At 70.1% G+C, this 12,272-nt stretch carries 13 protein-coding genes; 2 read left to right on the forward strand and 11 right to left on the reverse strand.

Annotated features, from left to right (window positions below; genetic code table 11):
- Window positions 1-43: 43 nt before the first annotated feature.
- From QFZ29_RS13660 to QFZ29_RS13690, 7 genes are all read right to left on the reverse strand, one after another.
- Complete coding sequence (locus tag QFZ29_RS13660; protein WP_306894598.1) at window positions 44-517, reverse strand: DUF3180 domain-containing protein; 474 nt, start codon at window positions 515-517, stop codon at window positions 44-46.
- Window positions 514-999 (reverse strand): 2-amino-4-hydroxy-6-hydroxymethyldihydropteridine diphosphokinase, encoded by a 486-nt coding sequence (gene folK, locus QFZ29_RS13665; RefSeq protein WP_306894599.1) that lies wholly within the window; start codon window positions 997-999, stop codon window positions 514-516. The genes QFZ29_RS13660 and folK overlap by 4 nt, the downstream gene beginning before the upstream one ends.
- On the reverse strand, window positions 996-1,367 hold the full coding sequence (gene folB / locus QFZ29_RS13670) for a dihydroneopterin aldolase (protein WP_306894600.1): 372 nt from the start codon (window positions 1,365-1,367) through the stop codon (window positions 996-998). Before folB ends, folK begins: the two co-directional genes overlap by 4 nt.
- The gene (gene folP / locus QFZ29_RS13675; protein ID WP_306896730.1) at window positions 1,360-2,151 is read right to left on the reverse strand and encodes a dihydropteroate synthase; all 792 of its coding nucleotides are present in this window, start codon (window positions 2,149-2,151) and stop codon (window positions 1,360-1,362) included. Before folP ends, folB begins: the two co-directional genes overlap by 8 nt.
- 73 nt (window positions 2,152-2,224) lie before the next feature.
- Window positions 2,225-2,821: a GTP cyclohydrolase I gene (gene folE / locus QFZ29_RS13680; RefSeq protein WP_306894601.1), complete on the reverse strand. Its 597-nt coding sequence runs from the start codon at window positions 2,819-2,821 to the stop codon at window positions 2,225-2,227.
- 26 nt (window positions 2,822-2,847) lie between these two features.
- Window positions 2,848-4,872, reverse strand: coding sequence for an ATP-dependent zinc metalloprotease FtsH (gene ftsH, locus QFZ29_RS13685; RefSeq protein ID WP_306894602.1), 2,025 nt, complete (start codon window positions 4,870-4,872; stop codon window positions 2,848-2,850).
- Window positions 4,873-4,983: 111 nt separating this feature from the next.
- Window positions 4,984-5,643, reverse strand: a complete 660-nt coding sequence (locus QFZ29_RS13690; RefSeq protein ID WP_306894603.1) for a winged helix-turn-helix transcriptional regulator — start codon at window positions 5,641-5,643, stop codon at window positions 4,984-4,986.
- A 94-nt stretch (window positions 5,644-5,737) separates the two neighbouring features.
- On the opposite strand from QFZ29_RS13690, the gene QFZ29_RS13695 reads away from it, so the two are divergent.
- Window positions 5,738-7,432, forward strand: coding sequence for an MFS transporter (locus tag QFZ29_RS13695; protein WP_306894604.1), 1,695 nt, complete (start codon window positions 5,738-5,740; stop codon window positions 7,430-7,432).
- Here the strand turns inward: QFZ29_RS13695 and QFZ29_RS13700 are convergent.
- From QFZ29_RS13700 to tilS, 4 genes are all read right to left on the reverse strand, one after another.
- On the reverse strand, window positions 7,418-8,077 hold the full coding sequence (locus QFZ29_RS13700; protein WP_306894605.1) for a DUF2652 domain-containing protein: 660 nt from the start codon (window positions 8,075-8,077) through the stop codon (window positions 7,418-7,420). The two genes, QFZ29_RS13695 and QFZ29_RS13700, sit on opposite strands and share 15 nt — an antisense overlap.
- A gap of 102 nt (window positions 8,078-8,179) precedes the next feature.
- On the reverse strand, window positions 8,180-9,871 hold the full coding sequence (locus QFZ29_RS13705; RefSeq protein ID WP_306894606.1) for an MFS transporter: 1,692 nt from the start codon (window positions 9,869-9,871) through the stop codon (window positions 8,180-8,182).
- 31 nt (window positions 9,872-9,902) lie between these two features.
- Window positions 9,903-10,454, reverse strand: coding sequence for a hypoxanthine phosphoribosyltransferase (gene hpt / locus QFZ29_RS13710; protein ID WP_129522586.1), 552 nt, complete (start codon window positions 10,452-10,454; stop codon window positions 9,903-9,905).
- A gap of 54 nt (window positions 10,455-10,508) precedes the next feature.
- A complete protein-coding gene (gene tilS, locus QFZ29_RS13715; RefSeq protein ID WP_306894607.1) occupies window positions 10,509-11,573 on the reverse strand; it encodes a tRNA lysidine(34) synthetase TilS in 1,065 nt (354 codons plus the stop codon).
- An 82-nt stretch (window positions 11,574-11,655) separates the two neighbouring features.
- Between tilS and ppa the strand changes: the two genes are divergently transcribed.
- A complete protein-coding gene (gene ppa, locus QFZ29_RS13720) occupies window positions 11,656-12,141 on the forward strand; it encodes an inorganic diphosphatase (RefSeq protein ID WP_306894608.1) in 486 nt (161 codons plus the stop codon).
- The last annotated feature ends 131 nt before the right edge of the window (window positions 12,142-12,272 follow it).

Genomic DNA, 12,272 nt, shown 5'->3' on the forward strand with positions numbered 1-12,272 from the left:
CTGTTGCACGACCTCGCCCTGCTCGCGGCCGTCGTCACGGAGGTCAGGCATGCGCGTGCTCTTCTTTCTCGAGGTCGGTGTCATCTGGCGGCAGGGTGCAGAAGTGCTCGGCGATGAGGCCGGCGGCGAGCAGCAGGGCCGCCCCGACCGCCGTCGCAATCGCGAGCCACACGGTCTCGCCGGCCGGGAGCACGCTGCGGGTGAGCACGAACAACGCGATGCCGATGCCGATGCCGAACACGAGCGCGCCGCTCAGGCTGCACGCCTTCGCGAGGACGGCCGTGCGCATCGCGCGGAACGGGTCGAGGTGCTTCGTGGCCTTGCCCTTCACTGCGCGGCGAATCGGCCACGCAAGCGCGATGACGATCACGGCGACGCCGACGAGTGTGACGGGAAGGGAGATCGGCGGCACGAGCGCCTTCGACCCGGCGGTCACGATCGAGAGCTCGCCGAGGTAGCCGATCACGAGCCCCGAGAGCGTGAAGGCGATGAGAGTGGAGGCCGGCGTGCGCTTCATCGGCGCACCACCTCGTCGGTCGCGGCATGCCGGAGTTCGGCGATCGGGCCTCGAGCGGGGAGCACGGCGTCGGGTTCGACGTCGAGCCACGGCTGCAACACGAACGCGCGCTGCCAGGCTCGCGGATGCGGCAGCACGAGGCGCTCGTCGGCGAGCTCGATGCCGCCGAAGTCGATGAGATCGAGATCGAGCGTGCGGTCGCCCCAGTGCCGCGCGCGTTCGCGGCCGTGCTGCTGCTCGATGTGCTGCAGGATGTCGAGCAGGGCGTGCGGCTCGAGCGTCGTCTCGACCACGATGACGCCGTTCAGGTATCGCGGCGCGTCGACGTCGGCCCCGGCGTCGGTGATCGCCACCGATTCGTACACAGGAGAGACGGCGACGAGCACGACGCCCTCGGTCTCGGCGAGCGAACGGGTGGCCGAGACGATGGTGACCTCGCGGTCGCCGAGGTTCGCGCCGAAGGCGATGACCGCGCGCGTCACGCCCGGCCTCGCACGATCGTCACCGCGACATCCGTGAACGGCACGGTGATGGGGGCTTGCGGCTTGTGCACGGTGACCTCGACCTCCTCGACCGCGGGGAACGCGAGCGCGACGCTCGCGACGCGTTCTGCGACGGTCTCGATGAGATCGACGGGATCACGCTCGACCGCGGCGCTGATCGCCTCGGCGAGTTCACCGTAGTGCACGGTGCGTCCGAGATCGTCGCCAGATGCCGCGGCCGCGAGGTCGACGGCGACGGAGACGTCGATCACGAACTCCTGGCCCGCCTCGCGCTCGAAGTCGAAGACGCCGTGGTGCGCGCGCACGCGGACGCCCGTGAGCGTGATCCGATCGCGCGTCTTAGCCACGTGCTCCACTCTGCCACGCTCCGAGCACGTCGAGGGCGCGACGCGTGCTGCGCACGTCGTGCACGCGCACACCCCAGGCGCCCGCTTGGGCCGACAGCACGCTCACGACGGCGCTCGGCAGGTCTCGCTCCTCGACGGGCGCGTCGTCGGGCAGCATCGCTCCGAGGAACCGCTTGCGCGAGGCGCCGATGAGCAACGGCAGGCCGAGGCCGGCGAGCACGTCGAGCCGGCCGAGCAGCTCCCAGTTCTGCTCGCCACGCTTGGCGAATCCGAGGCCCGGGTCGAGGATGAGACGCCCCGGGTCGACTCCTGCCGCCACGAGCGAGTCGATGCGGGTCGCGAGCTCGTCGCGCACCTCCGTGGCGACGTCGGTGTACTCGGCGAGGGAGTCCATGCGGTCGGAGTGCCCGCGCCAGTGCATCGCGACGTAGTGCACGCCCGTCTCGGCGGCGATGCGGCCCATCGCGGCATCCGCGAGCCCTGCCGACACGTCGTTGATGATCTCGGCGCCTGCTTCGACCGCGGCGAGGGCCGTGGCTGCTCGCATGGTGTCGACGCTGACCCGGATGCCGCGACCGGCGAGCTCGCGGATGACCGGCACGACCCGCCGCAACTCCTCTTCGGGCTCGACGCGCGCGGCGCCGGGCCTCGTGGACTCGCCGCCGACGTCGAGCAGGTCGGCACCGTCGGCGACGAGTTCGAGCCCGTGTGCGATCGCGGCGTCGGCATCGAACCAGCGACCGCCGTCGCTGAACGAATCGGGCGTCACATTGACGACGCCCATGACGAGGGTGCGGCCGCCTCGAGCGGGATCCCACCCGGCGCCGTCGGGCCGGCTCAGCTGCCGATCTTCGGCATCAGGCATCGCTGCTGATCCCGATGAGGGCGATGATCTCGGCCCGCGCCGCGGGTGACGCGAGGGCACCGCGACTCGCGATCGTGACCGTCGAGCTGCGCTCCTGGCGGGAGCCGCGGGTCGTCACGCAGCGGTGCTGCGCGTCGAGCACGACGAGCACGCCCTTCGGGTCGAGCCCGGCCTGCAGCGTGTCGGCGATCTCCTCGGCGAGGCGCTCCTGCAGTTGCGGCCGGCTCGCGAGCGTGTCGACGACGGCCGGGATGCGCCCGAGGCCCACGACCCGCTCGTTCGGAAGGTAGGCGACGTGCGCCGTGCCGACGAACGGCAGTAGGTGGTGCTCGCATACCGAGCGGAACGCGAGGTCGCGAAGGATGACGGCATCGGAGGTGGCCGGCGCGCCGGCCTCGGTGGCGCCCAGCGGCACCGTATCGGCGAGGTGACTCAGCGGATCGACGTCGAGTCCGGCGAAGAACTCGGCGTAGGCCTCGGCAACGCGCTGAGGGGTGCGCGTGAGGCCCGGCCGGTCAGGGTCTTCGCCGATCGCGAGCAGGATCTCGAGCACCGCACGCTCGATGCGACGAGCGTCCACTCCCGCCATGGCACCACCTTCGGGTCGAGGGAAGATTACGCCGTCGCGGGCCGCGGCTTGGTGCGCGGCGTGCGAGCGGCCGCCCCGTCGTCGATCGGAGACTGTCCGGATCCGGAGTCCACGCCGCCGTCGACGGCGCCCTGGTCGATCGGAAGCTTCTCGGAGGGGAACGAGATCGGCGGCCGGTCGGAGACGGGACGATCGTTGCTCGAGAGCCACTGCGGCCGCTCGGGCAGCTTCTTCACGTTCTTGAAGAGCTCGGCGATCTGGTGGTGGTCGAGCGTCTCGTTCTCGAGGAGCTCGCCCGCGAGGACGTCGAGGATGTCACGGTTGTCGTTGAGCACCTGCCACGCCTCGTCGTGCGCCTGCTCGATCAGCGAACGCACCTCGGTGTCGACCTTCAGGGCGACCTCTTCGGAGTAATCGCGTTGGTGGCCCATGTCGCGGCCGAGGAAGACCTCGCCCTGCGACTGGCCGAGCTTGATCGCCCCGACGTTCGCGCTCATGCCGTATTCGGTGACCATCTTGCGCGCCGTCGCAGTGGCCTTCTCGATGTCGTTCGAGGCGCCGGTCGACGGATCGTGGAAGACGATCTCTTCGGCGACTCGGCCGCCCATCGCGTAGGTGAGCTGGTCGAGCAGCTCGTTGCGGCTGACCGAGTACTTGTCTTCGAGCGGCAGCACCATCGTGTAGCCGAGCGCCCGGCCGCGCGGCAGGATCGTGATCTTCGTCACGGGGTCGGTGTAGTTCATCGCCGCCGCGGCGAGCGCGTGGCCCCCCTCGTGGTAGGCCGTGATGAGCTTCTCTTTGTCCTTCATCACGCGCGAACGACGCTGCGGGCCAGCGATCACGCGGTCGACCGCCTCATCGAGGGCGCGGTTGTCGATGAGCTGGGCGTTCGAGCGCGCGGTGAGCAGCGCGGCCTCGTTCAGCACGTTCGCGAGGTCGGCACCCGTGAATCCGGGCGTCTTGCGCGCGAGCACCTCGAGGTCGACGCCCTTCGCGAGCGGCTTGCCCTTCGAGTGCACCTCGAGGATCTTCCAGCGGCCCTTGAGGTCGGGAGCGTCGACGCCGATCTGCCGGTCGAAGCGGCCCGGACGCAGGAGCGCGGGGTCGAGGATGTCTGGGCGGTTCGTCGCCGCGATGAGGATGACGTTGGTCTTCGGGTCGAAGCCGTCCATCTCGACGAGCAACTGGTTGAGCGTCTGCTCGCGCTCGTCGTGACCGCCGCCGAGCCCGGCACCGCGGTGGCGCCCGACGGCGTCGATCTCGTCGACGAAGATGATCGCCGGGGCGTTCTGCTTCGCCTGCTCGAAGAGGTCGCGAACGCGGCTCGCGCCGACGCCGACGAACATCTCGACGAAGTCGGAACCTGAGATCGAGTAGAACGGCACGCCGGCCTCACCGGCGACCGCGCGAGCGAGCAGCGTCTTGCCGGTTCCCGGAGGGCCGTAGAGCAGCACGCCCTTGGGGATGCGAGCGCCGACGGCCTGGAACTTGGCGGGCTCCTTCAGGAACTCCTTGATCTCGTGGAGCTCCTCGATCGCCTCGTCGGCGCCGGCGACGTCGTCGAACGTGACCTTCGGGCTCTCCTTCGAGACGAGCTTCGCCTTCGACTTGCCGAACTGCATGACGCGGTTGCCGCCGCCCTGCATGCCCGAGAGCATGATCCAGAAGAAGAGGCCGATGAGCACGAGCGGCAACAGGATGCCGAGCATCGAGAGGAACCAGTTCGGCTGGGGCACCTCGTCGTTGAAGCCGTCTTTCGGGTTGGCATCGTCGATCGCGGCGACGATGTCGGGCCCGCGCGGCGTGACGTAGTAGAACTGCACCTGCGTGCCGAGGTCTTCTTCGGCCTTCGCGAGCGTGAGGTCGACGCGGTTCTCGCCATCGACGATCTTCACCGCAGAAACCTTGCCGTCGTTCAGGAGCTCGAGGCCCTCTTGCGTCGAAACCTCGCGGAAACCGGAGGCCGTGATGAGGCTCGATCCGATCCACACGGCGACGATCGCGAGCAGGATGTAGATGATCGGCCCGCGCAGGATCTTCTTGATGTTCATGGTGCTCAAAGGCTACATGGGGGTTACTGCACGAGGGCTGCGTGTTCGCTGTGGGCTGCGCGACCGTAGGCCGCGGAGCCCACTGCGAACGATGGACACAGCCGCTGTGGGCTATGCCACCGCGGTCGCGGGCAGCTCGAAGCACGCGAGCAGCGATCGCGCGGATTCGACGTCGCCCGCGATCTCGACGTCGCCGTTCGCGATCGCCTCGTCGAGCGAGTCGCCGTCGAGGGCGATCGCCGCGAGCGTCTCGGGCGTCGTCGTGAGGGTGGCCGCGGCATCCGCCGACTCCCCCGGTTCGACCGCGAAGCGGCCGTCGGCGACCGCGGCGACGAACGGACGGCCGTCGAGGCGGAGCTCCACCCTGAGGTCACTCGCGGGCAGGCGCTCGGGCACCACATTGGTACGCAGGGCGAGCACCGCGGTGGCGACGCTGATGGGCAGGTCGCGGCGCAGCGAGGGCGAGCTCGCACCCCAGCGCCCGAGCGCACGGATGATGGGCTCGAGGCCCGCGCCCCACTCGGTGAGCTCGTAGACGGTCGAAGCTGCGGGCGGCGGCAACTCTCGGCGGCGCGCCACGCCGGCCGAGACGAGGTCGCCGAGTCGCTGGGCGAGCACGGCCGTGCCGATCGTGGGCATCGACACGAGGAGATCGCTGTAACGGCGCGGGCCGAGTGTGAGCTCGCGCACGACGAGCAGGCCCCACCGCTCGCCGACGAGGTCGAGGGCTTGCGCCGCCGCGCATCCGTCTTGATAGCTGCGCTTCACCATGTCGCCATCCTACCAGCGAACTTCATTATTCAAAGTTACCTCTTGCGTTTCTGAAGCGGATGCTGCTTGACTGTCGCCGAACGAAGGGGACGACATGAGCGAGGGCGACATGAGCACAGCGCACGAGCCTGCGGCAGGCTCGGCCACCGACGTCAACGGGGCGAAGCTCGCCGGCCCGCGGGAGTGGGTCGGACTGGGGGTGCTCGGCCTCGCCTCGCTCCTCGTGTCGATCGACGTCTTCGTGCTCCTCCTCGCCCTGCCGAGCCTCAGCGCCGATCTCGGGGCGACGAGCACCGAGCAGCTCTGGATCATGGACGTGTACTCGTTCCTGCTGGCCGGATTCATGATCACCATGGGTGCCGTCGGCGACCGGGTCGGCCGGCGCAAGCTGCTGCTCATCGGGGCGACGGCGTTCACCGCGCCATCCGTCATCGCAGCCTTCTCGGCGACACCGCTCCTGCTGATCCTCGCCCGCGCCGCGATGGGCATCGCGGGGGCGACCCTCGCGCCGTCGACGCTCTCGCTCATCAGCACGATGTTCCCGGTCGCGAGGCAGCGCTCGCTCGCGATCGGCGTCTGGCTCACGTGCTTCATGTCGGGCGCGGTGATCGGACCGCTCCTCGGCGGCATCGTGCTCGAGCACTTCTGGTGGGGCGCCGTGTTCCTGCTCGGCATCCCGCCGATGGTGCTCCTGCTCGTGATCGGGCCGATCCTGCTGCCCGAGTACCGGAACGACGATGCCGGGCGGCTGAACCTCGCGAGCGTCGCGCTCTCGCTCGCCGCGATCCTGCCGGTGGTCTACGGGGTCAAGGAGATCGCTCGTGCGGGGTGGCAGGCCGGGCCGATCGCCGCGATCGTCGTGGGCGCCATCGCCGGGTTCGTCTTCGTGCGGCGCGAACGGCGCCTGCCCGAGCCGCTCCTCGACCTGACGCTGTTCCACAACCGGCAGTTCAACGCGGCGCTCGTCGGCATGCACCTCATCACGGTGACCGGCGCGCTGATGCTCCTGATCGCGCAGTACCTGCAGCTCGTGCGCGAGCTCGATCCCTTCGCAGCCGGGCTCGCGATGGTGCCGGCGATCCTTGCCGGGGTCATGAGCATGCTCTTCGCGCCGGTGCTCGCGAGACGCGTGCGACCGGCCACCCTCATCGCCTCGGGGATGGCCGTCTCCATCGTGGGCCTCGGCCTCATCGCCGTCGCCACCACCGGCGCCGAGCTCGGCTGGATCATCGCCGGCTACGCCATCTGGCAGCTCGGCTGCGGCCCCATGGTCGCGCTCGGCACCGACCTCGTCGTGGGATCGGTGCCGCCGCCGCGAGCCGGCAATGCGGCGGCACTCTCGGAGACGAGCAGCGAGCTCGGCTTCGCGATCGGCATCGCGGTGATCGGATCGGTCGTCGCCGCGGTCTACCGGCTCGGCGTGGCCGACACCACCGCGTCCCTCGACCCCGCCGATGCAGACCTCGCGAACGACAGCGTCACGGGTGCCGCCGAAGTGGCCGGCTCGCTGCCGGCCGGTCCGGCCGGGGCGCTGCTCGCCGCGGCGAGCGATGCGTGGCTCGTGGGGATGTGGTTCGGGATCGCGCTCATCGCGATCGTCATGGTCGCCGTGGCCGTGCTCGCGCTCACGTTCCTTCGGGGGGCGGGCGCCTATCGGGTCGAGCCCGGGTCGGCGGCATCCGACGACGAGGCGGCGGTCGCCGGGGATCCCACGGCCAAGACCGGGGCGACCGGGGCAGTGCCCCAGGGCGCGGCGGGTCAGGGCCAGGCGGTTTCACCGAGCGGATGACGCATGGCGCGGGCGGCGAAGCCCGATCATGTACGGCATACCCAGGCCCAGCGCCACGGCCGTCCTCCCCAGGCGCCCCTGCCACGACGGCGCGGGCAACGGCGGGAGCGAGCCCTCGACATCTCCGACGTCCACGAAGTAGGCGCGGACGGTTCCGAAGCCCTCGAGCTCCGGCGAGACCTCGTGCACGGGAGCGGACAGCGAATCCTCAGCGGTGCGGTAGAGCTCCTCGGAGAGCAGGACGTACTCGGGTATCCCGACCGGGTTCTTCAGCAGGCGATGGACGAGAATGACGTCGATCCCGACGAGCTTGATGCGGTCCCGGATGGTCTGGATGGCCACGTCGCCGATGTGCGCCACGAACTTCAGCTTGAGGTCGGCCGCGCCCTTGCACCCCGCGCACGGGCACAGGTTCGCCGTGACATACTGCCGCTCGAGATGGAACGCCCGATGCATGGTGACGGCGGCCCGGAGGATCTCGAGGATCGCGGTGTCGGTCTCGACTGCGTCGGCCTGGCGGGAGAGGAAGGCTGCGTCGCCCTCGATCTCGATGAGGTCGAAGCCGGGAGCGGCATCGATCATCTTCTCGAGCATGCGCGCGGTGTTGACCTCGGCGTGCGCGAGACTCATGCGGTGGGAGCTCATGTAGTCGGTGTAGCCACTGATGTCTGCGATCAGTAGCACAGCACGCCCGGACTCCATGCCTCACCATCGCACCAACGCCCGGGCATCTCAACCGAAAGATTCTCAGGATTGCGCCGGCGGTTCTCCGAACCGGTCCTTCGGCTCGTAGCGGTCGAGCAGGTCGTCGACGGCCGCCGCCGCCTGTCGAGCGCTCGGCGTGTACCCGAGGACGACGGGAAGGAACCGGTCCGAGCCCAGTGCCTGCAGCAGGAGCTCGCTCCTGGCCACGACGGTCGCCGTTCGGCGGGTACGGCGGAGCAATGCGATCTCTCCGAAGCCCTCTCCTGGGCCGAGCGTTGCCACGACCTTTCCGTCGCCCACCACGTCGGCCTCGCCCGACTCGATGACGAAGTACCGGTCGCCGATCTCCCCCTGGGTGAACACCACGTGGCCTGCGGGCACCGTGACCGGCTCGAGGCCGCGGGCGAGCTGCTCGACGGACGGCAGCGGCAGGGTGCGGAACATGGGCACCTGCTGGAGCAGTCCGATCTCCTCATCGAGGACATCGACCGACCGGTCGAGGGCCCGCAGTCGCCACCACGACGCCACCGCGAGCACCGGGCAGACCAGCCCGATCGCGATCAGCGCGGCCTGGACCCCGACCCACTCGACCATCGTCGATGCGACGATGGCACCGATCCCGATGAACACCGCCACGAGGCTCTCGAGCACGCCGAAGACGCGTGCGAGCACCTCGTCGGGAGCCATCCTGCCGATGAGCGTGAACCCGGCGAGATCGATCAGGGCGTTGCCGACGCCGATGAACGCGAGCAGGCCCAGTGCCGCCGACTGCTGGGGGACGAGGGCGACGAGGGTCAGCGGCAGTCCCCAAAGTCCGACCCCGACGGCGTACCACGCGCCCAGTCGCCCGGAGCCGACGAGGAGCGAGGCAGCGAGCGATCCGAGCACCGCGCCCACCCCGACCGCGGTCATCAGGGCGCCGACGCCGGGCTCGCCGGTGCCCAGCAGCTCGATCGCGACCACTACGGAGAACACGGTGAGCGCGCCCCGTGTAAGGGCCTGCGCCGCGGCGAGACCGAGGATGAGCGTCAGATCGCGGTTCCGCGTGACCGCTCGAACACCGTCGACTGCTTCCCTGCCCAGGTTGGAGCGCTTCGGCGCCGGCGGGCGAGGAGGGGCTTCGTACCGGAGCCGCACGAGCAGGGCAGCCGCCCAGAACGAGGCGGCCGCTGCGACCGCGAACACGACGTCGACACCGGTGAACTGGAGCAGCACCGCCGCCAGGAGCGGACCCACGAGTGTGGCTGCCGAGTCGAGCAGTCCCCGCACCATGTTCGCGCTCGCGAGCTCGTACCCGGTGCTGCACAGCGACGGCAGGAGTGCGGAGTGCGCCGGGCGGTAGAGGGTGGCGGCGATCGTCGACAGCACGGCGAGCGCGTAGACCACCGCCGTCGGGCCGGACACCGCAACGACCACCGCGGCGGCAGCGGTCGCGCCTCCCCGCACGATCGACACGAGGATGAGCACCCGCTCCCGGCGCCCTCGGTCGGCGATGGGGGACAGCAGCGGTGCCAGGATCGCGGACGGCACCATGCGGAGCAGTCCGACCAGGCCGAGGGCGGTCGCGCCGCCGTCGCGGTAGGCGACGATTCCGAGCGCCACGGTGAAGGCCCACTCGGCGGTCCAGGCTGCGAGGAAGCTCAGCTGGGCGCGGCGGAGGTTGGGGTTGCGCGCGTTGCTCGAGAAGGCCGCCGCAGCCTCGCGGACCCTGCTGCGGCGCCGGCCATCGCCCATGGGATGACTCTAGGGCCTGCGGCCCAGCAGCTCAGGAATAGATGTGCGGCGCGAGAATCGCGACATCGCGCAGGTTGCGGTAGCGCTCGGCATAGTCGAGCCCGTAGCCGACGACGAACTGGTTCGGGATGTCGAAGCCCAGGTACTTCACGGTCACGTCGACCCTCGCGGCATCCGGCTTGCGAAGGAGGGCGCAGATCTCGACGGATGCCGTTCCGCGTGACTTGAGGTTGGCGAGCAGCCAGCTCAGGGTGAGGCCCGAGTCGATGATGTCCTCGACGATGAGCACGTGGCGACCGGTGAGGTCGGTGTCGAGGTCTTTCAGGATGCGCACGACGCCGCTCGACTCCGTGCCGGCGCCGTACGACGAGACCGCCATCCAGTCGGTGCGCACGTGCGGGCGGAGCTCGCGGGCGAGGTCGGCCATCACCATGACGGCGCCTTTCAGCACGCCGACGAGGAGGATCTCACGCCCTTCGTAGTCGGCCTCGATGCGACGGGCGAGCTCGGCGAGCTTCTCCTGGATCTGGGCTTCGGTGACGAGCACTTCGGTGAGGTCGGCTTCGATCTCGCGCGCGTACATGGTGCTCCCCTGGGTCGTCGGCGTCGGATGCCCCGAGCCTACCTTCGCGCGAGGTCAGCGCGCCGCGAACTCGATTCGGGCGGCGATGCGGTGGGCACGGATGCCGGCGGGCAGGTCGATCGGTCCCTGGCCGTGCCAGTCGGTCACGAGGCGGGCGACCTCGATGGTCTGGGCGCGCGAGAGCGAGACGCCGAACTCGCTCAGCACGACGTGCCGGATGATGCGCTGCCGGAGCGCCGCGGGGTTGGCGGTGAGCGCACCGACGGACACGGCGATGCCGGCCTCGGACGGCTCGCAGATCTCCTCGATGAACTCGTCGATCTGCTCGGAGAACGCCTCGTCGTCTTCACGCAACTGCTCGGCGGTGCGAGCAAGCGCCTCGGCGATGCCGGGGCCGAGCTCCGCCTCGAGCACGGGGAGCACTCGCTCGCGTACCCGCACTCGCGCATACCCGCGGTCGACGTTGTGCGGGTCGTCCCACGGGGTGAGCCCGGCATCCGTGCACGCCTGCCTCGTGGTCTCGCGGCGGATGCCGAGGAGCGGGCGGGCGAACCGTCCGCTGCGGGCGGGCATGCCCGCGAGGCTCGCAACGCCCGATCCGCGAGCGAGCCCCAGCAGCACCGTCTCGGCCTGGTCGTCGAGCGTGTGGCCGAGGAGTACGAGTGCGGCATCCGTCTCGGCTGCGGCCGCCTCGAGCGCCGCGTACCTCGCCGTGCGGGCGGCCGCCTCGGGGCCGCCATCGCCCGTCACCTCGACGCGGCGCACGAGCACCGGATCGAGGCCGAGCTCGCGAGCTTGCGCGGCGGCGGCAGCGGCGACCTCGGCCGAACGCCCCTGCAGCCCGTGGTCGACGATCACGGCGCCCGCCCGCAGGCCGGCTCGGGGCGCCTCGAAGGCCGTGGCGGCCGCGAGCGCGAGCGAGTCGGCTCCGCCGGAGAGCGCGACGAGCACGAGCGGAGCGGATGCGGCGGGGGCTTCGGGGGGTTCGGACGCCGAGCGTGCCGCGGCATCTGGGCGGCCCGCGGCATCCGGAAGCACCGATCTCACCGCACGTCGCACATCGGCGATCGGCGGCGTCAAGCGGGGCCGTCGCCCGGGTGGCTGCTCGTCGGAAGGCATCAAGTAACCTTATTCCGCCGATCGCACCGGGTTCCGAACCCGGCCGCCACGGGCCAAGCTTCCAACACTCAAGGAGAACAGCATGGGCGAGTACGCCGCCATCATCGAGATCCCCAAGGGGAGCCGCAACAAGTACGAGGTCGATCACGAGACCGGTCGCGTCTTCCTCGACCGCGTGCTCTACACGAGCTTCGCGTACCCGACCGACTACGGGTTCTTCGAGAACACCCTCGGCGATGACGGCGACCCGCTCGACGTGCTCGTACTCCTCGACTACCCGCTCTTCCCCGGGGTCGGCGTGTCAGTGCGCCCGGTCGGCGTGTTCCGCATGACGGACGACGGCGGCGGCGACGAGAAGATCATCTCAGTGCCCGCGGGCGACCCGCGCTGGAACCACATCCAAGACGTCGACGACATCCCCGAGTTCACCCGCAAGGAGATCGAGCACTTCTTCGAGCACTACAAAGACCTCGAGCCCGGCAAGTGGGTCAAGACCGAGGGCTGGGGCGACGTCGCCGAGGCCGAGTCGCTCATCGCGAAGGCGATCGAGAAGTTCCCCGGTCACTGAGCACCTCATGAACTGAGCGCGCGCTGGAGCTGAGGGCGAAGGCCATTTCTGGCCTTCGCCGCGACGCCAGCGCTGACGGCCGTCTCGGCCGTCAGTCCTGAGAGAGCGTTGAGGGGGCGAGCCTGACGGCT

It is taken from the genome of Agromyces albus (genome assembly GCF_030815405.1).
Classification (GTDB): Bacteria; Actinomycetota; Actinomycetes; order Actinomycetales; family Microbacteriaceae; genus Agromyces; species Agromyces albus_A.

Bases quoted from the DNA above. Each gene is read 5' to 3' on its own strand.
- QFZ29_RS13705 (WP_306894606.1), bottom strand. From the start codon at position 9,871: ATGGGCGATGGCCGGCGCCGCAGCAGGGTCCGCGAGGCTGCGGCGGCC.
- ppa (WP_306894608.1), top strand. From the start codon at position 11,656: ATGGGCGAGTACGCCGCCATCATCGAGATCCCCAAGGGGAGCCGCAAC.
- QFZ29_RS13695 (WP_306894604.1), top strand. From the start codon at position 5,738: ATGAGCGAGGGCGACATGAGCACAGCGCACGAGCCTGCGGCAGGCTCG.
- QFZ29_RS13700 (WP_306894605.1), bottom strand. From the start codon at position 8,077: ATGAGCTCCCACCGCATGAGTCTCGCGCACGCCGAGGTCAACACCGCG.
- folE (WP_306894601.1), bottom strand. From the start codon at position 2,821: ATGGCGGGAGTGGACGCTCGTCGCATCGAGCGTGCGGTGCTCGAGATC.
- hpt (WP_129522586.1), bottom strand. From the start codon at position 10,454: ATGTACGCGCGCGAGATCGAAGCCGACCTCACCGAAGTGCTCGTCACC.
- QFZ29_RS13690 (WP_306894603.1), bottom strand. From the start codon at position 5,643: ATGGTGAAGCGCAGCTATCAAGACGGATGCGCGGCGGCGCAAGCCCTC.
- tilS (WP_306894607.1), bottom strand. From the start codon at position 11,573: ATGCCTTCCGACGAGCAGCCACCCGGGCGACGGCCCCGCTTGACGCCG.
- QFZ29_RS13660 (WP_306894598.1), bottom strand. From the start codon at position 517: ATGAAGCGCACGCCGGCCTCCACTCTCATCGCCTTCACGCTCTCGGGG.
- ftsH (WP_306894602.1), bottom strand. From the start codon at position 4,872: ATGAACATCAAGAAGATCCTGCGCGGGCCGATCATCTACATCCTGCTC.
- folP (WP_306896730.1), bottom strand. From the start codon at position 2,151: ATGGGCGTCGTCAATGTGACGCCCGATTCGTTCAGCGACGGCGGTCGC.